Here is a 20189-nt window from a genome sequence, read left to right on the forward strand (position 1 = left end):
CTCCAAAAAAAACAACAGCCCCGGTTTTCAGGGTCTTGCCGTGACCAAACAGTCACACGATGCGCGACACCTGTAGCAAAAGGCGTCAGAAGCCCGGCGCCAAGTTTCAGAAATGATGGCACTTTGTGTCCCTGTTTTCCCTTACAGACGTAGGACAAATCCATAGGCTTAAATCCCGCCCCAGATCAGTTTCAAGGAGAAACGATTGCGTGGGCGGCTTTTGCATAAACAGCGGACGACTCGGTGATGACTCGGAACCAGGGATGACAAGGATATGAATCTGACCGGCAGCATTCGCAACATGGAAAACCCGCACTTCTACTGGCAACTGGGGGAATTGATTGCCAGCACCGGCGACGATCATTTCGCCAGCAATATGTTCCAGCTGGTCGACACCCTGGTGCCGGTCAATCGCGTCGATCTCAGTGAGTGGACGCTGGACGAGCGTCAGGCCAGCGTGGTCGAGATCAAGGCGCTGGGCAGCGCCGGACTGCCGCAGACCTTCCCGCCACCGGACCCGTTGAAGAGTCCTGACGATCATCCGTTGTTGCAGAAAATGATCGAGATGAATGACTCTCTGCTGATTCAACTCAAAGCGTCGCTCCAGCCGCAACATCCGCAGCACAGCGTGCACCAGTGCAATCTGGTGTCCCGCACCTCCAATCGCCGCTGTGTCATCTCGTTCTACCGACCGCATACGCAACGGGTGTTTTCCCTGCCGGAGCTGTCGTTTCTGAAAAGCCTGTCCGACACCCTGCTGCCGCTGATCGAACGGCACGCGCAGCTCAGTCGACAGATCGTCGCCAAACAGCCGCGCCTGCCCTTGGCCGATCTGGAGCAGGCGCCGTTGCAGCAGGTGTTCGACGAACGTCTGGCGCTGGGCGGCATCGTGCTGTCGGCGCGAGAGAAAGAAGTCTGCCTCGGTTTGTTGACCGGCGGTACCGTGCCGCAACTGGCGGAGAAGCTACGGGTCAAGAGCAGTTCGGTCGAGACCTACCTCAAACGGGCGACCGCCAAACTGGGAGTCAGCGGACGGCATGGCCTGGCGCGCTGGATGGCCGGGGCGTAACCGCACGGTCGTGTTCAACAGTGTTCGATGGTGGTGTGGGGACGCGGTCCCCGGCACGTATTTTTTCTGCATGAGAGCGTTCGATGCTGCGCATTTCCCTGCTGTCCCTCGCCGTGTTGTTGGCCGGTTGTTCATTGATTCCCGAGTACCAGCGCCCTGCTTCACCGAGCGCTGCGCAGTACCCGCAAGGCGCGGTTTACCCGGCACCGACACCCGGCGCAGCGCGCACCGAAGACTGGCGCACGTTGTTCAGAGACCCGGCGCTGCAACAGTTGATCGAAAGCGCGCTGGTGAACAATCGCGATCTGCGGGTGGCCGCGCTGAACGTCGAGGCGTTTCAGGCGCAGTACCGCATCCAGCGCGCCGATTTGCTGCCGGCGGTGTCGGCCAATGCCAGCGAGTCGCGCCAGCGCCTGCCGCCCAGCGTGACCGGCAGCAAAGCCATGATCAATTCGACCTACGCGGTGAACCTGGGCGTCAGTGCCTATGAATTGGATTTTTTCGGCCGGGTGCGCAGCCTCAGCGAGCAGGCGCTGCAAACCTGGCTGGCGACCGAGCAGGCGCGGCGCAGCGCCGAGCTGAGTCTGGTGGCCAACGTCGCCAATGCCTACCTGACCTGGCGCGCCGATCAGGAGTTGCTCGAACTGACGCGCCAGACCCTGGCCGCCGATGAGCAAAGCCTGCGCCTGACCACGCGCAACCGTGAGGCCGGCAAGTCTTCGGCGCTGGAACAGGCGCAGGCGCAAACCAGCGTCGACAGTTCGCGAGCCAGTCTGGCGCGATACAAACGTCAGGTAGCGCAGGATCTGAACGGCCTGACGCTGCTGGTCGGCGCGCCAGTCCCCGAGCAACTGCCGGCGCAACCACTGGCCAGCGATCTGCTCCAGCAATTGCCGGCCGGGCTGCCTTCGGATCTGCTGCAACGGCGCCCGGACATACTGCAGGCCGAGTACCAACTGAAAGCGGCCAACGCCAATATCGGTGCGGCGCGCGCGGCGTTTTTTCCCAGTGTCAGTCTGACCGCCAGCGCTGGCACCTCCAGCCGCGATCTGTCCGGGCTGTTTAGCGCCGGCTCCGGGGCGTGGACGTTCCAGCCGCAAATCAACTTGCCGATTTTCAACGCCGGCAGCCTGCGCGCGAGCCTGGATTATTCGAAATTGCAGAAAGACGTTGCGGTCGCCGAATACGAAAAATCGATTCAAACCGCGTTTCAGGAAGTCGCCGACGGGCTGGCGGCGCGCAGCACTTATCAGCAGCAATTGCAGGCGCAGCGCGATCTGGTGCAGGCCACTCAGGACTACTACAACCTGGCGCAACACCGTTATCAGAATGGCGTCGACAGCAGCCTGACGTTTCTCGATGCACAACGTTCACTGTTCAGTTCGCAGCAGGGGCTGATCACTGATCGCCTCGCGCAACTGGTGGCCGAGGTCAACCTGTACACCGCGCTGGGCGGCGGCTGGCGGGCGGATGAGGCGAATGTTCAGTAGTCCGTCGTCACTTTTTCTTACACCTTTTGTCGCCCGATCCTGCGCCGTGCGGCGATCCGTGGCCGGCCTCTGCCGTCAGTTTGGTATCATGCGCCGCTTTTACGGTTAACCCCCCGCCAGTCCTGCCGACTGACGGGCTGCAAAAGGCGGTATTAGATGACGGCTTTGTTGACTCGCCGCAAGGTGCTTGCGGGAATGGGCGTGCTGGGCCTGGGCCTGCTCGCGGGCTGCGACACCCGTGGCCAACTGTCGTACAAGTACGGCAAGGACCTGAGTGACAAGATCCTCGGGCGCACCTTCAAGCTGAAGAACACCGACGGCGAAACCATGACGCTGTCGAGCTTTCGCGGGATGATGCCGATGATCTTCTTCGGCTTCACCCAATGCCCGGCGGTGTGCCCGACCACCCTCGCCCGCGCCGCGCAAATCAAGAAGCTGATGGGCAAGGACGGCGACCGTCTGCAGGTGATCTTCATCACCCTCGACCCGGAACGCGACACGCCGCAGATCCTCGACGCCTACGTCAAAGCTTTCGATCCGAGCTTTGTCGCGCTGTACGGCACGCTGGAAGAAACCCAGGCCACCGCCAAGGAATTCGACGTGTTCTTCGAGAAGGTGCCGGCCGGCGACACCTATACCATCTCCCACACGTCCACCAGTTACGTCTACGACTCGCGCGGCCAGCTGCGCCTGGGTCTGTCCGTATCGCTTTCGGCACAAGAGTGCACGGAAGATTTGCTCACCGTTATGGAGGTCTGCTGATGCACCCCGTTTTGAACAACATCAAACGCGCCGTTTTCGCTGTGTCCCTGCTGGGCCTGGCTTTTCAGGCCAGCGCTCAGACCAAGGTCGACGACGCCTGGGTGCGTGCGACCGTGCCGACCCAATCGGCCAGCGGCGCGTTCATGACCGTCACCGCGGACAGCGACAGCAAACTGCTGAGCGTGGCCTCGCCGGTGGCCAAAGATGTGCAGATCCACGAAATGTCGATGAAGAACGACGTGATGAGCATGGGCCCGGTCAAATCGGTCGACCTGCCAGCCGGCAAAGCCGTCACCTTCGACCCGAACGGCTACCACGTGATGCTGATGGGCCTGACCGGCCAGCTCAAGGAAGGCGAAAGCGTACCGCTGACCCTGACCGTGGAAAACGCCAAGGGCGAGAAGCAGACCGTCGAAGTCAAAGCCGAAGTTCGTGCGCTGACGCACATGGAAGGTCACGATCACAGCAAGATGCATTGATCTGACTTTGCGGCAAAAAAAAACGGGCGGCCTGATCGATGATCAGGTCGCCCCTTTTTTATCGCGCATGTCAGCCGCGTTTGCGGGCCAGTGCATTGCGCACGCTTTCCCTCGACATCCCCGAGCGCGATGCCGCCGCAGTTTTCTCCGCGGGCGCCGCCGCCAACTGCTGCTTACGCTTCAACACCTGACTCCAGCGATAACCGAGATAACCGGCCGCCGCAAAGAATCCCAGCCAACCAGTGATCAGGTTGACCACCGTCCACAGCCCGAGGGTGATCAGCACGGTTTTCCAGGTGAACAGCTTCAGGTTGTGGTCGACGGGCACCGTTTCAACCGGTGCCTGCTGCGCCACTGGAATCTGCTGCACTCCATCCAGATCAAAGCGCAATGAGAAATCCGCCCCCGGTACCTGGACATTTATCTGATTACCTTCAGCGGTATGCACCCGCACTTCGCCATTGACGACCGACACCGAACTGAAACTGATCTGGGTTTCGTGATGAATCTCGCCGTTGACCAAGGTCACGACCGTTCGTTGTTCGCCATTGGGGGTGTCGCGCATGTCGATTCCTTGAGAACTCCACGTCGGACGACGTGCGAAGGGAAAATCCGTTGGGCTCGAATGCTACTGAGTGGCCATCAGGCTGTCCAGAAACAACCCGCTCGATGCTGATGGAAAGCTTGCTTTACATAGAAGAAAATTTTAGTAAGTATGTAAAGGGTCTTTTACACAGGAAGTTGAAAAATGAACCGGTACTACCTCGAAATGGGCGCAGCCTTGATCCTCTACATGCTGGTGTTGACGGCCTCAGTGATCGCCACGCAATACCTGACGGAAGCCAACATGATTCTGCGCTCAGCCGTCGCGCTGACACCGGTTATTCCGGCAGGATTGATGTGCTGGAGCGTCGTGCGCAATATGCGGCGCCTGGACGAAATGCATCTGCGTATCCAGTTCGAAGCGCTGGGATTTGCCTTCGCCGCTTCGGCGTTGCTGACCTTCAGTTACGGTTTTCTGGAAAACGTCGGCGCCCCACACATCCCGTGGACTTGCGTGTGGCCCGTGATGGGCGCGATGTGGATTCTCGGCCTGCAAATCGCTCGACGTCGCTACCAATGAAAAATCGCCTCAAGGCACTGCGCGCCGAGCGCAACTGGTCGCAGGTCGATCTGGCGGAACGCCTCAAGGTGTCGCGGCAGACGATCAATGCCATCGAAAACGAACGTTATGACCCGAGCCTGCCGCTGGCCTTTCAAATTGCCCGGACGTTCGAATTACCGATTGAAAGCATTTTCGACGACGGTTCGAACTGATCGCCGAATTGGCCGCCGGTGGGCGATGCCTGAGCGTTATCAGCTCCCGGCATCGCCATGCGCCTCTTCAAAAAAGTAATCCTTCCAGCTGTCAGCCTTGTTCTTCAGCACGCCCAGTTCCTGCAATTTTTCGGCATAGATAAACGTGCGCTGCGGCACCACCGTGAAGTCGATTTCGGGATCGGTGACGATCTTCTCGACCAGCGCCAGCGGCAGCTTCGACTGTTCGACGCGGATGTACGCCTGAGCGGCGGCGGGTTTGTCGGCCTTGATGATTTTTTCCGCTTCGGCCAACGCGTCGTAGAACGCCTTGTAGGTCCTGGGATTTTCGTCGTGGAATTTTTCCGTGGTGTAGAGCACGTTGAACGTGGCCTGGCCACCGAGCACGTCGTAGGAACTCAACACCTTGTGCACGTTGGGGTTTTGCAGCGCCTGATACTGAAACGGCGGACTGGAGAAATGCGCGTTGATTTCCGAACCGCCGGCAATCAGCGCCGCCGTGGCGTCCGGGTGCGGCAAGCTGACCGAGATGTCGTCAAACTTCTTGTACTGATCATTGCCGAACTCCCTGGCCGTTTCGATCTGCAAGGTCCGCGACTGGAACCCCACGCCCGCCGCCGGCACGGCGATGCGGTCCTTGTCGCTGAAATCCTTGAGGGTCTTGATGTTCGGGTTGTTGGTCAGCAGGTAATTGGGCATCGAGCCGAGCGAGGCAATCGCCTTGACGTTCTGTTTGCCACGGGTGCGATCCCACACGGTGAGCATCGGCGGCACCCCGGCGGAGACCACGTCCAGCGCGCCGGTCAGCAACGCTTCGTTCATGGCAGTGGCGCCGGAGATGCTGTTCCAGTCGACCTTGATCTCCAGCCCCTGCGCCTTGCCGTGTTTTTCGATCAATTGCTGATCACGCACCACATCGAGAATCAGATAACCGATACCGAATTGCTGGGCGATGCTGATCTTGCCTTCGGCCTGGACGGCGCCGCTGAACAGCAGACTGCCTGCCAGGGATGCGGCCAACAGAGTCAGCGCAGAACGTTTGAACGGTATGGCCATGACAACCTCGCAACTGGGGTGGATTTGCTCAAAGGCCGGACTCTATCGCTATAAAAAACAGAAATTAAATACCGTTATCGAATATCCATAGCACGCTCATGTTTGCCGTTGCGCGCTGATTTAAACAGCCTGAAACAATAAATCTGCCACCGGATACAAGCCGTGCGTCAGCCACTATCGGGCTGACACCAACGCCAATCACGGCCTCAAGCCCTGCGCCGCGCCTGCGAGAGCGGATCAGCCACGCGTTTAAAAGGACGATCAGACAGCCCGCCCTTGGTATCATCGCGCACACTTTTATGACGGTTTGATGGCTGGAAGGTCTTTGTTTGTGAGCGTTTTATTGCGTTGGTTGCGGCAGCCGCATGCCCGCCTGTTTTCTCTGATACTGCTGGTGCTGATCGTGCCGGTGTGCCTGCGCGCGGCGTTGGGCTGGTCGTCGCCGCTCGGCTATTTGTCCGACCTGGCGATTGGCAGTTTGCTGGTGCTGTTGCTGCATCGCCGTGCGTGGTGGCTGGCGTTGCCGTTGCTGCTGTTCTGGGGGTTGCTGGCGCTGGCGACGGCCGAGTTGGTCAGCGCTGTCGGCCGACTGCCGAACCCATCCGACCTGCATTACCTGATTGACCCGCAGTTCGTGGAAAACTCCACCGGTGGTGGCTTTGCCCATCCGGCGCTGGGCGGTGCCCTGTTGCTGGCGCTGCTGCTCTGGTTGCTGACGCGTTTCGCCAATCGCGCGCAACCTGCTGCGGCCCTGCCCCGTGCCGTGTGGGCCGCACCGGCGCTGCTGTTCGCCGCGCACTGGGGCGTGCAAAACCTGTGGCCGAGCGAGGAAGACCCGTGGCGCCTGTACAACCTGCCGCATCAATTGCTGGCCGCGCAAGTCGCCGACCTGCAGTTGCAGGCCGAGGAATGGCTGGACGGTGACGTCGAAGAACCCGCGCCACAGATGGCCGGGCTGACCGATCTGGATCTCAATGGCCACAAGCTGCTGGCCGCACCGGGGCAGGCGCGCAATGTGCTGATCATCGCCCTGGAAGGCATCCCCGGCGCTTACATCCGCGCCAATCGCGAAGCCATTGACAGCCATTATCAGGAAGACCTGATGCCCAACCTCAGCCGCTGGGCCGAGCGCGGCATGAACACCCCGGATTACGTGCTGCATACGCACCAGACCATTCGCGGCCTGTACGCCATGCTCTGTGGCGATTACGACAAGCTCAACAACGGCACGCCCAAAGGCGTGGAAATGCTCACCCAGCAGGAGCGCAATCAGGCCTGCCTGCCGGCGCAACTGCGGCAGAACGGCTTCAGCACCCACTACCTGCAAGGCGCCGGTCTGCGTTTCATGGCCAAAGACAAGATCATGCCGCACATCGGCTTCGATGCGACCCATGGTCTGGAATGGTTCACTAACGCCAACTATCTGGAGTTCCCGTGGGGCAAGGATGACAAGGCGTTCTTCGAAGGTGCGCTGGATTACGTCGGCCAACTGAAGAAGCAGAAGCAACCGTGGATGCTCACCCTGTTGACCGTCGGCACGCACCAGCCCTACTCCGCACCGGAAGAATATCTGGCGCGCTACGACACGCCGAAGCAGGCCGCCGTCGGTTATCTGGACGATGCGCTGGAGCAGTTCCTCAGTGGGCTCGAACGTCAGGGCGTACTCAAGGACACGCTGGTGGTGATCACCTCGGACGAATCCCACGGCATCGACGGCGTGCGTCTGGCGTCGTCCTGGGGCTTCAACCTGACCCTGGCCCCGGAACACGAACGACTGCCACGGCTGAATGCCGGGGTCTACGGTCATGTCGATCTGAGCGCGTCGATCCTCGATTATTTCGATCTGCCGGTGCCGTCGGCGCTGAGCGGCCGTTCGCTGTTCCGCGACTACGACAGCGGGCGCGAAATCATGTCCTACACCAACGGCAAACTGCGCTACCACAATGGCCAGGGGATCTTTTCCGAGTGCGACATGCCGCGCCGTTGCCGTTACTACGAAAGCCCCGGTTTCATTGCCGAGCGCGCCACCTTCAAGGGCAATGAAAGCAGCCAGCAAGCCCGGCAGATCGCCGCGCGGGCCATGGCCCTGGACCTGTCGCTGCTGCGCACCCCGCTCAATCAGCGCTATCAGTTCGGCAGCAACAACGTGATCCCGCTGCAAGCGCAGATCAAGGATGACTGGGCCGATAACCTGATCGGTGCGCAATATCTGGAAATGCCCAAGGGCTCGCACACCCGCGTGCGCCTGACCGTACGCTCGGTGGATCCGCAACAGGCGGCGTACATCCAGCTCAAGGCCAAGGAGTTCGAACAGGACGTGCAGCTGGGCTTGCCGACCGAGATGGTCGCCACAGCCGATCAGCCGCTGCAGATGGATTTCAGCTTCGACAACCCGCAACAGCGCAAGGCCTTTTCGTTCCACTTGCTCGGTTATGGGCTGGGCGCGGTCGAGGTCACGGATTTCAGTGTGATTACTGAGTTGCCGGGGCAGGAAGATCCACTGGATGTTTTGCCGGATGATGAGGCTGTGCAGTCAAGCTGATGCCCCCTGTAGGAGCTGCCGCAGGCTGCGATCTTTTGATCTTGATCTTGAAAAATACAAGATACAAAAGATCGCAGCCTGCGGCAGCTCCTACACGGGGGGGCGACGGGCTATCAGAACGTCGTGCGTAATCCCACCTGGATGCTGCGCCCTTGCGCCGGCGCAACATCGCGCAGGATCGAGCTGGCGTAGCGCACGGTCTGGTTGGTCAGGTTCTCGGCGTTGACGAAGGCCAGCCATTTGCTCTGGCCGACATCGAAGTGATACCCCACATTCGCCCCCAGCGTGGTGTAGCCATCGGTGCTGCTTTCGTTGTCGGGCACACGATGTTGCGAGCTGGCGTGTTCGATATCGATCCGTGCCTGCCAGCGATCCAGCTCCCACAACAAACCGCTGTTCAAGCGTAGCGGCGCGATGCGCGGCAGGTCCTGGCCGTTGTCGAGGTTCTTGGCGCGGGTGTAATCGCCCGACAGCTCCAAAGCAAACTTGCCGTAGGCATTTTCGCCAAGCGTCCAGCGATCCTGTGCCTCGATGCCGCTGAAGCGGGCACGCACGCCCGAGTAGCGGTATTCGGGAATTCCGCCGGCATCCTCTTCGCCTTCGTCATTCAATGTGCGGCCGGTGCCGAGCAAGCCAATGTAATTGGAGAAGTGGCTGTAAAACACGCCGACGCTGCCCTTGTGCGTGCCGTTGTCGAAACGCAATGCGAGGTCGCTGGACACAGCTTTTTCTTTCGACAGACCGGCATCGCCGACTTCATAGGTGCCGGTCGCGACGTGGGCACCGTTGGCGTACAACTCGTAGAACGTGGGTGCGCGCTCGGTGTAGCCGAGTGTCGCGGCGACCGACCAGATCGGCGTCAGCGTATACACCGCTCCGGACGACAGGCTGCCGGCGGTGAAACTGCTCGACTTGTCGGCATTGGCAAAGCGTTCGTTGCCTTTGGCATCCGGGTCGACTGTGGTGTGCTCCAATCGGCCGCCGAGGCTGAACAGCAGACGCTCGGTGGCTTGCAACTCTTCCAGAATGAACAGTGCACCGGCGTCAGTATCGGTGTGCGGCACAAAGGCTTCTTCGCCCAGCGCCGAGAATTCGTTGCGACTGACCTGAGCGCCGATCACCCCGTTAAACGGCCCCAGCGGCTGATGCCGGGCCTCGACCCGCGCTTCGTAGCCCTTGTTCTTGAAGGTGGTGCCGACTTCACCGCCCTCGATTTCTCGGTGCTGGTAATCGGTGTAGCCAGCGTCGAGTTTGACCGAGCTGAACGGCCCGTCGAGGTTGCGGATTTCCGAGGCGAACGCGTAGTGCTCCTGCTCCATGCGAATGCGCACGTCGTCTTCGGCGGGCGAGCCGTAGTTCGAATCGTAATTGCTGTAGGACAGACCGGCGTATCCGTCATCCCAGGTGTAGGAACCGCCGACCGCGCCGCCATCCTGACGACCGTCGCTGTTGGCCAGCCGATGCTTGCGCGAGTCGCCGTCGTCGCTGGCGCGTGCCGCGCCGGTCTTGGCGTAGCCGGGAATCTTCAGGTCATTGAACTCGCGGGCGCTGGCGTCCAGGTGCAAGGCGAACTGCCCGTTGCCGGCCTCCAGTTTCCCCGCACTGCTGCGGGTAGTATCGGCGCCGCCATAGCGCAACTCACCCGCACCGTGAATGCCATCGATGGCTTCGGTAGGGATGCGGTTATCGAAGGTGTTGACCACCCCGCCGATCGCGCTGCCGCCATATAGCAGCGCCGCCGGGCCACGGACGATTTCAATGCGCTCGACGTTGACCGGATCCAGCGGCACCGCATGGTCGTAGGACAGCGACGAGGCGTCCAGCGCGCCGACGCCGTTACGCAGGATGCGAATGCGGTCACCGTCCTGACCGCGAATGATCGGCCGACTCGCACCCGGGCCGAAATACGACGAGGACACGCCGGGCTGTTTGTTCAGGGTCTCGCCGAGGCTGCCCTTCTGCAGCAACGTAAGGTCGTCGCCGCTGAGCACGGTCGAGGGCGATGCGAGGCTCTGGCTGCCCAAAGGATTGCCGGTGATGACTTGTGGTTGCAGTTCGAGCGGTTCGGCAGCGAACACGGGTGAGGCAATCAGCAGCGCGGCGGCCAGCGGAGTCAGGCGTCGTTGAAGGGGTTGGGAACGGGCAGGCATTTCAGAACTTCCGTGAGCAGAAAAGTGAGGATCGCTGCCGGCGCTTGGCAAATAACGCTGGCAGAAACAGAATGAAATCTTTTTTATGTTATACAATAACATTTCTTTCTGTCATCACGATTCTTGCAATTCGTTTTGCAGCGAGCCCTCAAGCACGCAGTTTCTGGCTCGAATCGGGGCCTGCAGCGACCTGTCCGAGTACGGGCAAATGCTGAAAGACTGCGGCTATCAAGCTCCAATAGTCGGCCTATTAGCTGACTGCCCGAGTCGGGTCTAGCCTTACTAGTCCGAAGTCGGCACGAGCCGGCCGTACAAGACCTGATAAGGACCCGAACATGGCAAACGAATCGAAATGCCCGTTCAACCACGCCGCCGGTGGTGGTACGACGAACCGTGACTGGTGGCCGAATCAACTGAACCTGAAGATCCTCAGCCAGCACTCGCCCAAGTCCGATCCGCTGGGCAAGGACTTCGACTACGCCAAAGCCTTCAAGAGCCTGGACTTCCAGGCCCTTAAACAAGACCTGCGCGCGCTGATGACCGATTCCCAGGATTGGTGGCCCGCCGACTTCGGCCACTACGGTCCACTGTTCATTCGCATGGCCTGGCACAGCGCTGGCACCTATCGCACCGCCGATGGCCGCGGTGGCGCCGGCTCCGGCCAGCAGCGTTTCGCCCCGCTCAACAGCTGGCCGGACAACGTCAGCCTCGACAAGGCGCGGCGCCTGCTGTGGCCGATCAAGCAGAAATACGGTCGCAATATTTCCTGGGCCGATCTGATCGTGCTCACCGGCAACGTCGCGCTGGAATCCATGGGCTTCAAGACCTTCGGCTTCTCCGGCGGACGTCCCGATGTGTGGGAGCCGGATGAAGATGTCTACTGGGGTTCGGAACACGAATGGCTCGGTGGCGACAGCCGTTACGGCAAGGACAAATCCGCCATGCAGGAGCCCGGTGACGGCACGCTGGTGGCTGAACCGGATCTGCACGGCAAAGAGGAAAGTCGCACCGATCAGGGCGAACGCAATCTGGAAAATCCGCTCGCAGCGGTGCAGATGGGCCTGATCTACGTCAATCCGGAAGGCCCTGAAGGCAATCCCGACCCGGTTGCCTCCGGTCGCGATATCCGCGAAACCTTCGGCCGCATGGCCATGAACGATGAAGAAACCGTCGCGCTGATCGCTGGCGGTCACGCCTTCGGCAAGACCCACGGCGCCGGCCCGGCCGACAATGTCGGGCCTGAGCCGGAAGCGGCCGGCCTGGAAGAACAAGGCCTCGGCTGGCGCAACGCATTCGGCACCGGCAAAGGCGCCGACACCATCACCAGCGGCCTCGAAGTGACCTGGACCACCACCCCGACCCAGTGGAGTAACAACTACCTGGAAAACCTGTTCGGTTTCGAGTGGGAACTGTTCAAGAGCCCGGCCGGTGCGCACCAGTGGAAACCGAAAAACGGCGCGGGGGCTGGTACCGTTCCACACGCGCACGATCCAAGCAAAAAACTCTCGCCGACCATGCTCACCTCCGACCTGGCGCTGCGTTTCGACCCGATCTACGAGCCGATCGCCCGACGCTTCCTGGCCAACCCGGATCAACTGGCCGACGCCTTCGCCCGCGCCTGGTACAAGCTGATCCACCGCGACATGGGCCCGCTGTCGCGCTACCTCGGCCCGGAATTGCCCAACGAAGAATTGCTGTGGCAAGACCCGATTCCTGAGGCCACCCAACCACTGATCGACAGCAACGATGCGGCAGCGCTGAAAAGCAAAGTGCTGGCTTCCGGCCTGTCAGTGTCGCAACTGGTGTCCACCGCCTGGGCCGCCGCATCGACCTTCCGTGGTTCTGACAAACGCGGCGGCGCCAATGGCGGGCGTCTACGTCTGGCACCGCAGAAATTCTGGCAGGCCAACCAGCCGGAGCAACTGGACAAGGTACTGAAGACCCTTGAGGACATTCAGAACGAGTTCAACGCCGGTTCATCCGGCAAGAAAGTCTCGCTGGCGGATCTGATCGTGCTGGCGGGTAATGCCGGGGTCGAGCAAGCGGCGAAAAACGCCGGGCATTCGGTCTCTGTGCCGTTCAATCCAGGCCGCACCGACGCGAGTCAGGAGCAAACCGACGTCGAGTCGTTTGGTTTCCTCGAACCGATTGCCGATGGTTTCCGCAATTACAGCAAGGGCAAATACACCGTGTCGGCCGAAGCGCTGCTGATCGACAAGGCGCAACTGCTCACCCTCTCCGCTCCGGAAATGACCGTGCTGGTCGGCGGTCTGCGGGTATTGGGGGCCAACGTCGGGCAAAGCCGGCGTGGTGTGTTCACCGCTCGCACTGAAACGCTGAGCAATGACTTTTTCACCAACCTGCTCGATATGGGCGTGGAGTGGAAACCGACCTCACCGGCGGCGGACGAGTTCGAAGGACGCGACCGCAAGACCGGCAGCGTGAAGTGGACGGCGACGCGGGTCGATCTGGTGTTTGGTTCCAACGCGATATTGCGCGCGCTGGCCGAGGTGTATGCGAGTGCTGACGCGAAGGAGCAGTTTGTGAAGGACTTCGTGGCGGCATGGGCCAAGGTGATGGAGCTGGATCGGTTTGATCTGAAATAACAGAAAACGCAAAAACCTGTGGGAGCTGGCTTGCCAGCGATAGCGGTAGCTGAGTCAACATCAATGTTGAATCTGATACCGCCATCGCGGGCAAGCCCGCTCCCACAAGGTCTGATCTTATCCCTACTTACGCCAGGCTTTTGCTGACCACTTCGTACACATCACTCGACAACTGCCCCGACGCCAGAATCCGCTCCAGCTCAGCCTTCATCAGTGCCTGACGGGCGCTGTCGTATTTACGCCAGCGAGTCAGTGGCGCCAGTTGGCGCGAGGCGATCTGCGGGTTGAAGCCGTTCAGCTCGATCACCAGATCCGCGAGGAAACGGTAGCCCGAACCGTCGGCGGCGTGGAAGTTGATCAGGTTCTGCCCAGCAAACGCGCCAACCAGCGCACGCACCTTGTTCGGATTCTTGATGTTGAATGCCGGGTGCTGCATCAACGCCTTCACCCGCGCCAGACCGCCCGGAAGTGTGCTGCCGGCCTGCACGCTGAACCACTGATCCATGACCAGCGGATTGTCCTTGAAGTGCTCGGCGAAAGTCGCCAGCGCTTTGGCTTTTTGTTCCTCGAACGGCGAGTTGACCAGCACCGCCAGCGCGGTCAGGCGCTCGGTCATGTTGTCGCTGTTTTCGAACTGCTCCTGCGTAGCGGCCAGCACTTCCGGCTTGCCGCTGAGCATCAGGTACGACAGCGCAATGTTCTGCAGCGCGCGACGGGCAAAGTGCTCGGCCTCGGCCACGTATGGCGTCTGCTTCGACAAATCGCGGTTGGCCTGATAACGCAGCCACAGCGCTTCGAACAGGTTCTCCGCGAGTTGCTTGCGGGCGAATTCGCGAGCGTTATGGATCGCCTCGACATCCGCCACTTCGCTGATTTCGGTCAGATACGCTTCGCTCGGCAGCGAAAGCATTTCAGCGACCATGGCCTGATCCAGCGACTCGTCAGACAGCACGGTTTTCAGCGCCGAGATCAATCGCGGATCAAGCACCAGACTCTCGCCCTTCTGCTGCTGCGCGATCAGCTCCTGCAGCACCTGCACCGACAGTTGCTGACCGGCATCCCAGCGGTTGAAGCCGTCGCTGTCGTGCTGCATCAGGAACATCAACTGGTCGCGGTTGTACGGGAAGCTCAGTTTCACCGGTGCCGAGAAACCACGCAGCAACGATGGCAGCGGCTGTTCGGCGATGTCGACGAAGGTGAAGGTCTGCTCGGCCTCGGTCACCGAGATCACGCGGCTGGTGCCTTGCGCCGACGCTTCACCGGCCAGACGCAGGGCAATCGCGTTGCCTTTGCTGTCGAGCAGACCGAGTTCGACCGGGATCACGAACGGCAGTTTTTCCACCTTGTCCGGGGTTTCCGGGCAGCTCTGGCGGAAGGTCAGGCTGTAGGTTTTCGCCGCCGCGTCGTAGGACTCGCTGACCGCCAGACGCGGTGTACCGGCCTGGCTGTACCAGCGTTTGAACTGGGTCAGGTCGACACCGTTGGCGTCTTCCATGGCCTTGACGAAATCGTCGCAGGTCACGGCTTGGCCGTCGTGGCGTTCGAAGTACAGGTCACTGCCCTTGCGGAAGCCTTCGGCGCCCAACAGGGTGTGAATCATGCCAACCACTTCCGAGCCTTTTTCGTACACGGTCAGGGTGTAGAAGTTGGAGATCTCGATAAAGCTGTCCGGGCGCACCGCATGGGCCATGGGCCCGGCATCTTCGGCGAACTGGTGGGTGCGCAGGTACGCCACGTCCTGAATGCGCTTGACCGTGGCCGAGTTCATGTCCGAGGAGAAACCGGCGTCACGGAACACGGTGAAGCCTTCCTTGAGCGACAGCTGGAACCAGTCACGGCAGGTCACGCGGTTGCCCGACCAGTTGTGGAAGTATTCGTGGGCGACGATTGCCTCGACCCGCTGGTGCGCGGCGTCGGTGGCGGTCTCGGCGCGGGCCAGCACGGCGCTGGAGTTGAAGATGTTGAGGCCCTTGTTCTCCATCGCGCCCATGTTGAAGTCGTTCACGGCGACGATCATGAAGATGTCCAGATCGTACTCGCGACCGTAGACCTCTTCGTCCCAGCGCATCGACTTCTTCAGGCTGTTCATCGCGTGCTGGCACTTGTCGATGTTTTCCGGCTCGACGTAGATGCGCAGCGCGACATTGCGCTGGGTCATGGTGGTGAAGGTGTCTTCGACGCACCACAAATCACCGGCCACCAGCGCGAACAGGTACGCCGGTTTCATGAACGGGTCTTCCCAGGTCGCCCAGTGCCGGCCGTCTTCGCCCGGGCCGGAGGCAATCGGGTTGCCGTTGGACAGCAGCACCGGGTAGCTGTGCTGCTCGGCGACCACCGTGGTGGTGAACTTGCTCATCACGTCCGGGCGGTCGAGGTAATAGGTGATCTTGCGGAAACCTTCGGCCTCGCACTGGGTGCAGAACATCGTGCCGGACTTGTACAGGCCTTCCAGCGCGGTGTTGGTTTCCGGGTGGATCCGGACGCTGGTATCGACCGTGAAGCTTTCGCTGGCCGGTTGCAGGGTCAGGGTGTTTTCGCTCAGCTGATAATCGCCGGCGCTCAACTCCTGGTCGGCCAGGGTCACCGACAGCAGCTCCAACTGCTGGCCGTCGAGTACCAGTGGCGGCAGGCCCGGGCCACGCTCGGGGTTGCGGCGCATCACCAGTTGCGCGTGGACCAGGCTGTGGTCCTCGAACAGCTCGAAGGTCAGGTGCGTCTCGTCGATCAGGTACTCGGGCGCCTGATAGTCCTTCAGGTAAATCATCTTCGGTTGTTCGGTGCGCATGCTGGAATCCTTATTGATGCACGGCGAGCTGATAGGCCGTGTATTTACGAATGTTGATCACGCCGGTGTCAAAAATCAGGTACTGACCCTTGATCCCCAGCAGCGTGCCTTCGGCAATCGGGTTCTTGTCCAGGTTGAAGCTGACGATTTTGGCCGGGTATTGCTCGACCGGATAGCGGATTTCGAGAGGTTCTACATCGGCAATCGTCTGAATTGCTTGTAGGCCGAATCGCTGTTGCAAGCCTTGCAAGCCCTCGGCGCAGCTTTCAAACAGTTGATCGCGCACCTGGGCCAGATCCACCGCCGCCGCATCGCCCTTGAGCAACGCGCGCCAATTGGTCTTGTCGGCCACCTGACTGCGGAACAGGTCTTCGACGAAGCCCGACTGCTGGCGCGTCGATACGCGCATGATCGGCAGCGCCTGACTCGCGCCCTGATCGAGCCAACGGGTCGGCAGTTGCGTGGCGCGAGTGATACCGACCTTGATCCCCGACGAATTGGCCAGATACACCACATGATCAGTCATGCAGAACTGCTGACCCCATACCGGGTCGCGGCAGGTGCCGGCCTCGAAGTGGCAGCGCTCCGGACTCATGATGCAGAGGTCGCACTGCGCCAGTTTGGTCATGCACGGGTAGCAGTAACCCTGGCTGAAACTGGTTTTGGTCTTGCGCCCGCAATGGGTGCAATGAATCGCCCCCAGGTACTCCAGACGCACCGTGGTGCCGATCATGGGATTGACCGGCAACTCGACATCATCCAGACGAAACGCGTATTGCACATTCGGCCCGTCCAGGCGCGCCGACATTTTGCTGATTGCACCGCGGCCAATCTCGATCAATGGATGGCATCCGACTTGAACAGGATGTTCGGCACTTCGATCGACTTTGACGCACATTCCTGCGGACCCATGTAACCGGTGCGCTGGTCTTCCGGCAGGTTCTGGATTTCCCAGGCGATCATCGCCTGCAGCGACAGCTCGCGCTGTTCGGCGGTGAGTTTGCCGCCGTCGGACCACTTGCCGATTTCCACGGCCAGTTTCAGGCTCTCGTAGATGTCCGGGGTAATGTTGTTGATCATGTCGTTAAAAGAGGACATCAGGGTCTCCGTGCTCTTTATTCACTTAAAAATTCAGGCGGCCAGTTTACGGCGGTTATACAAACCGCCCAACAAACCGGTGAAGCATCCGATGAGTAACCCGCTGACGTGGGCGGCGTTGGCGATCTGGCCGAAACCGATCATCGAGACCAGTCCGGACATGCAAATCACCAGCCACACCAGCATCATCACCAGCACGCCGCGCGGCAGGCGATACGCCGGGTTCGGCGCCAGCAGTTGGAAGATCCAGCAATGACCGAGCAAGCCGTAGAGCACGCCGGACAGGCCGCCGAACAGGCTCGGGCCACTCCAGGCGAACTGCGCGTAGTTCGACACCAGGCTGAACAACAGGGTCAGACCGAGCAGGTTGATGCTGCCCTGACGCGATTCGATGCGCCGCCCCAGCTCCCAGTACCACATGCCGTTCATGGCCAGGTGCAGGATGCCGAAGTGCAGCAGCATCGGCGTGAACAGGCGCCACCACTGCCCCGCCGCCAGGCTGTCGGCCAGCGGCGTGAACTGGATGTACTCGCCAACCACGCGGAAGTCGAGGAAGGTCAGCCAGCGAATGGTGTCGAGGTTGTCGCCCAGATAGGTCAGGCCGCCGACCAGCAGGCTCAGCAGCAGGATCAACCCGGTGGCCTTGGCGTGTTTGAGTTGCTCGGCGAAGCTCGGACGCTTGAAAGTCGGGGCTTGCGGGATGTCCAGTTGTTGCTCCGGATCGCCGGCCGGGAAACGCTCGTATAGCGAACGCACGTCCTCGCTGATTTCCGAAGGCGCCCACAGCACCTGCTCGCCCGCCTCTTCACTGACCCGATGCGGCACCTGCATCCGTTGCAGCAGTTTGACGAATCCGCTCAGGTCCACCGCCAACGGCAGACGCAATACCGCTACCGCACTCATTGCAGCACCTCCGGCCGCTCGACATCGACCCAGACAAATTTATGCGGATCCAGACGTGTTTCCTGATCCAGACGATAGGCCACCAGTTTGCCGTAGAGCACCGCGCTGTAGTCGAGACACGCGAGGTTCGGGCGGATCGGCGCCGGTTTGCCGCTGCGCCAGTAGTGGCCGACGAACAGCAACGGCTCGTCGATGCCATAGCGCAGCAGATTGTTTTTTTCGCTGGAAGTCAGCGGCTTCTGCGCCACCGGCTCCGGCAGTGCATCTGGCTGGAAGACGATGTCGCCGTAAGTTTTCGGGTCGTCTTCCCAGAACTTGGTGCGGAAAAACGAACGCACCAGACCGTCGCCGCTGGTCATGGTCAGACCGTCCGGCAGGCGCATGTCGGTGCCGCGCAGCAAGCGGTCGAATACGGTGCAGGCGAAACTGCCGGGCACGGCCGAGGCCTGAAGAAAGTGCTCGTCGATACGCGCATCGGGGAACAACCCGCGCAACGGTTCGATCAGGCTGGTATCCCAACAGGCGTGCACCACACGGAAACGCCCGGCATCGACCACCAGCGGCAGCTCGTAGAACCAGTTGAGGAAGTCATGCCAGTCGCCCGGATGGTCTTCGAACTGGGTCAGGGTTTCGTGCAGCAGGCGCGCATGCCGCGGCGTGTGCTCACGGACGAACTGCTTGCCGCTGCCCGGCAGCGCCGGGGTGCTCCAGCCCAAGGCGTTGAATTCGTGGTTGCCCATGATGCACAGCGCCTGCCCGGCCTCGACCATGTCGTGGACGATGTGCAGCGCCTCGCGGATTCGCGGGCCACGGTCGATGATGTCGCCGACAAACACGGCCATGCGCGATGGATGCCGCCAGACCCCGCCCTGCTTGTGATAACCGAGTCGGTCAAGCAAGTGTTCGAGGGTCAGGGCGCATCCGTGCACGTCACCAATCAAGTCATAACTGCGCGCGGGATCGAGCATCAGTCGCCTCCACCACCCAACTTGCTGCCCCAGCCGAGCTTGGTCCGGCAGACTTCGTAGTAGTTGTGGTCGAGCGGATGAATCAGCCGTAGCTTCTGGGCTTTCTTGCTCACGGTGATGGTGTCGCCCGGCGCGCAGGTGAAGTGGTTCTGCCCGTCGCAGGAGACCTGCGGGTAGATCTGCATGTTTTTCGACACGACGATTTTCAGCTCACTGTTGCCATCGACCACAATTGGCCGGCTGGACAACATATGGGGGTACATCGGCACGATCACAATGGCATCGAGCTTGGGATGCATGATCGGTCCGCCGGCCGAGAGCGCGTACGCGGTGGAACCGGTCGGCGTGGCGACGATCAGGCCGTCGGCCTTCTGGCTACAGACGAACTGACCGTCGATGTACAGCTCGAACTCGATCATCCGCGTCGATTTGCCCGGGTGCAGCACCACGTCGTTCAACGCATCGCCCTGGCCGATGGCCTCGGCATGGCGGCGAACTTCGGCTTGCAGCAGGAAGCGGTTTTCCACCAGATAGTGGCCGTCGAGCACCTTGGCCACTTCGACTTCCAGCTCATCGGGGCGAATGTCCGTCAGAAAGCCAAGGCTGCCACGGTTGATCCCCAACACCGGAATGTTGTGTTTGGCCAGCGCCCGCGCGGCGCCGAGCAGGCTGCCGTCACCGCCAACGACGATGACCATGTCGCAGACTTCGCCGAGCATCTTGCGCGACGAGGTTTGCAGGCCGTGGCCCGGCAGGACTTCGGCGATGGTGTCTTCGAGAATCACGTGCAGGTGACGATCGAGCAGAAAGCGTTTCAGTCGGCGGACGGTATCCAGCACCTGGGAACTGCCCAGGCGACCGATGATGCCGATATTACGAAATTGCTCCATGGGACCTCTGCGGACAATCGAAAACGCGAAAACACGATTATGGGCGAAAGCCCGCGATAGACAAAATCCTTTCA

The 20189-nt window shown here is 60.9% G+C and carries 17 protein-coding genes; 8 read left to right on the forward strand and 9 right to left on the reverse strand.

What is annotated here, in order from left to right; all coding sequences use genetic code 11:
* The first annotated feature begins 274 nt into the window (after positions 1-274).
* The 4 genes from PMI25_RS04200 to PMI25_RS04215 all read left to right on the forward strand — a co-directional run bounded on the left by PMI25_RS04200 (position 275) and on the right by PMI25_RS04215 (position 3800).
* Positions 275-1069 carry a helix-turn-helix transcriptional regulator gene (locus PMI25_RS04200; protein WP_007965817.1) on the forward strand — a complete coding sequence of 265 codons (795 nt, stop codon included), beginning with the start codon at positions 275-277 and terminating at the stop codon, positions 1067-1069.
* Between the two features lie 83 nt (positions 1070-1152).
* On the forward strand, positions 1153-2559 hold the full coding sequence (gene adeC / locus PMI25_RS04205) for an AdeC/AdeK/OprM family multidrug efflux complex outer membrane factor (RefSeq protein WP_007965818.1): 1407 nt from the start codon (positions 1153-1155) through the stop codon (positions 2557-2559).
* 156 nt (positions 2560-2715) lie between these two features.
* The gene (locus tag PMI25_RS04210; protein ID WP_003224200.1) at positions 2716-3321 is read left to right on the forward strand and encodes an SCO family protein; all 606 of its coding nucleotides are present in this window, start codon (positions 2716-2718) and stop codon (positions 3319-3321) included.
* Positions 3321-3800, forward strand: coding sequence for a copper chaperone PCu(A)C (locus PMI25_RS04215; protein ID WP_007965820.1), 480 nt, complete (start codon positions 3321-3323; stop codon positions 3798-3800). Before PMI25_RS04210 ends, PMI25_RS04215 begins: the two co-directional genes overlap by 1 nt.
* A gap of 70 nt (positions 3801-3870) precedes the next feature.
* On the opposite strand, the gene PMI25_RS04220 is transcribed toward PMI25_RS04215, so the two are convergent.
* Positions 3871-4365 (reverse strand): hypothetical protein, encoded by a 495-nt coding sequence (locus PMI25_RS04220; protein WP_007965822.1) that lies wholly within the window; start codon positions 4363-4365, stop codon positions 3871-3873.
* A 183-nt stretch (positions 4366-4548) separates the two neighbouring features.
* Here PMI25_RS04220 and PMI25_RS04225 point away from each other — a divergent pair, with 183 nt between their 5' ends.
* Positions 4549-4923, forward strand: coding sequence for a hypothetical protein (locus PMI25_RS04225; RefSeq protein WP_007965824.1), 375 nt, complete (start codon positions 4549-4551; stop codon positions 4921-4923).
* Positions 4920-5117, forward strand: coding sequence for a helix-turn-helix transcriptional regulator (locus PMI25_RS04230; RefSeq protein ID WP_007965825.1), 198 nt, complete (start codon positions 4920-4922; stop codon positions 5115-5117). Before PMI25_RS04225 ends, PMI25_RS04230 begins: the two co-directional genes overlap by 4 nt.
* 39 nt (positions 5118-5156) lie before the next feature.
* On the opposite strand, the gene PMI25_RS04235 is transcribed toward PMI25_RS04230, so the two are convergent.
* On the reverse strand, positions 5157-6173 hold the full coding sequence (locus PMI25_RS04235) for an ABC transporter substrate-binding protein (RefSeq protein ID WP_007965827.1): 1017 nt from the start codon (positions 6171-6173) through the stop codon (positions 5157-5159).
* A gap of 310 nt (positions 6174-6483) precedes the next feature.
* On the opposite strand from PMI25_RS04235, the gene PMI25_RS04240 reads away from it, so the two are divergent.
* Positions 6484-8715, forward strand: a complete 2232-nt coding sequence (locus tag PMI25_RS04240) for an LTA synthase family protein (protein WP_007965828.1) — start codon at positions 6484-6486, stop codon at positions 8713-8715.
* A 113-nt stretch (positions 8716-8828) separates the two neighbouring features.
* Here PMI25_RS04240 and PMI25_RS04245 read toward each other — a convergent pair whose 3' ends face one another.
* Positions 8829-10865 (reverse strand): TonB-dependent receptor, encoded by a 2037-nt coding sequence (locus PMI25_RS04245; RefSeq protein WP_007965830.1) that lies wholly within the window; start codon positions 10863-10865, stop codon positions 8829-8831.
* A 335-nt stretch (positions 10866-11200) separates the two neighbouring features.
* On the opposite strand from PMI25_RS04245, the gene katG reads away from it, so the two are divergent.
* On the forward strand, positions 11201-13471 hold the full coding sequence (gene katG / locus PMI25_RS04250) for a catalase/peroxidase HPI (RefSeq protein ID WP_007965831.1): 2271 nt from the start codon (positions 11201-11203) through the stop codon (positions 13469-13471).
* 127 nt (positions 13472-13598) lie between these two features.
* On the opposite strand, the gene pepN is transcribed toward katG, so the two are convergent.
* Genes pepN through PMI25_RS04280 form a run of 6 tightly spaced genes read right to left on the reverse strand, consistent with a single transcriptional unit; the run spans position 13599 to position 20115 of the window.
* Positions 13599-16256, reverse strand: coding sequence for an aminopeptidase N (pepN, locus tag PMI25_RS04255; protein WP_007965833.1), 2658 nt, complete (start codon positions 16254-16256; stop codon positions 13599-13601).
* Between the two features lie 10 nt (positions 16257-16266).
* On the reverse strand, positions 16267-17097 hold the full coding sequence (locus tag PMI25_RS04260) for a DUF2797 domain-containing protein (protein ID WP_007965835.1): 831 nt from the start codon (positions 17095-17097) through the stop codon (positions 16267-16269).
* Positions 17094-17354, reverse strand: coding sequence for a YeaC family protein (locus PMI25_RS04265; RefSeq protein ID WP_007919229.1), 261 nt, complete (start codon positions 17352-17354; stop codon positions 17094-17096). Before PMI25_RS04265 ends, PMI25_RS04260 begins: the two co-directional genes overlap by 4 nt.
* Positions 17355-17387: 33 nt before the next feature.
* Positions 17388-18257, reverse strand: a complete 870-nt coding sequence (locus tag PMI25_RS04270; protein ID WP_007965837.1) for a rhomboid family intramembrane serine protease — start codon at positions 18255-18257, stop codon at positions 17388-17390.
* Positions 18254-19228, reverse strand: a complete 975-nt coding sequence (locus PMI25_RS04275; protein WP_371260368.1) for a metallophosphoesterase — start codon at positions 19226-19228, stop codon at positions 18254-18256. Before PMI25_RS04275 ends, PMI25_RS04270 begins: the two co-directional genes overlap by 4 nt.
* Positions 19225-20115 (reverse strand): NAD(+) kinase, encoded by an 891-nt coding sequence (locus PMI25_RS04280; protein ID WP_003224174.1) that lies wholly within the window; start codon positions 20113-20115, stop codon positions 19225-19227. The genes PMI25_RS04275 and PMI25_RS04280 overlap by 4 nt, the downstream gene beginning before the upstream one ends.
* Between the last annotated feature and the right edge of the window lie 74 nt (positions 20116-20189).

This window comes from Pseudomonas sp. GM30 (genome assembly GCF_000282275.2).
GTDB lineage: Bacteria > Pseudomonadota > Gammaproteobacteria > Pseudomonadales > Pseudomonadaceae > Aquipseudomonas.

What these genes read in the sequence shown, in the direction of transcription:
- PMI25_RS04200 (WP_007965817.1), top strand. Translation starts at nt 275, where the DNA reads ATGAATCTGACCGGCAGCATTCGCAACATGGAAAACCCGCACTTCTAC.
- adeC (WP_007965818.1), top strand. Translation starts at nt 1,153, where the DNA reads ATGCTGCGCATTTCCCTGCTGTCCCTCGCCGTGTTGTTGGCCGGTTGT.
- PMI25_RS04210 (WP_003224200.1), top strand. Translation starts at nt 2,716, where the DNA reads ATGACGGCTTTGTTGACTCGCCGCAAGGTGCTTGCGGGAATGGGCGTG.
- PMI25_RS04215 (WP_007965820.1), top strand. Translation starts at nt 3,321, where the DNA reads ATGCACCCCGTTTTGAACAACATCAAACGCGCCGTTTTCGCTGTGTCC.
- PMI25_RS04220 (WP_007965822.1), bottom strand. Translation starts at nt 4,365, where the DNA reads ATGCGCGACACCCCCAATGGCGAACAACGAACGGTCGTGACCTTGGTC.
- PMI25_RS04225 (WP_007965824.1), top strand. Translation starts at nt 4,549, where the DNA reads ATGAACCGGTACTACCTCGAAATGGGCGCAGCCTTGATCCTCTACATG.
- PMI25_RS04230 (WP_007965825.1), top strand. Translation starts at nt 4,920, where the DNA reads ATGAAAAATCGCCTCAAGGCACTGCGCGCCGAGCGCAACTGGTCGCAG.
- PMI25_RS04235 (WP_007965827.1), bottom strand. Translation starts at nt 6,173, where the DNA reads ATGGCCATACCGTTCAAACGTTCTGCGCTGACTCTGTTGGCCGCATCC.
- PMI25_RS04240 (WP_007965828.1), top strand. Translation starts at nt 6,484, where the DNA reads ATGGCTGGAAGGTCTTTGTTTGTGAGCGTTTTATTGCGTTGGTTGCGG.
- PMI25_RS04245 (WP_007965830.1), bottom strand. Translation starts at nt 10,865, where the DNA reads ATGCCTGCCCGTTCCCAACCCCTTCAACGACGCCTGACTCCGCTGGCC.
- katG (WP_007965831.1), top strand. Translation starts at nt 11,201, where the DNA reads ATGGCAAACGAATCGAAATGCCCGTTCAACCACGCCGCCGGTGGTGGT.
- pepN (WP_007965833.1), bottom strand. Translation starts at nt 16,256, where the DNA reads ATGCGCACCGAACAACCGAAGATGATTTACCTGAAGGACTATCAGGCG.
- PMI25_RS04265 (WP_007919229.1), bottom strand. Translation starts at nt 17,354, where the DNA reads ATGTCCTCTTTTAACGACATGATCAACAACATTACCCCGGACATCTAC.
- PMI25_RS04270 (WP_007965837.1), bottom strand. Translation starts at nt 18,257, where the DNA reads ATGAGTGCGGTAGCGGTATTGCGTCTGCCGTTGGCGGTGGACCTGAGC.
- PMI25_RS04280 (WP_003224174.1), bottom strand. Translation starts at nt 20,115, where the DNA reads ATGGAGCAATTTCGTAATATCGGCATCATCGGTCGCCTGGGCAGTTCC.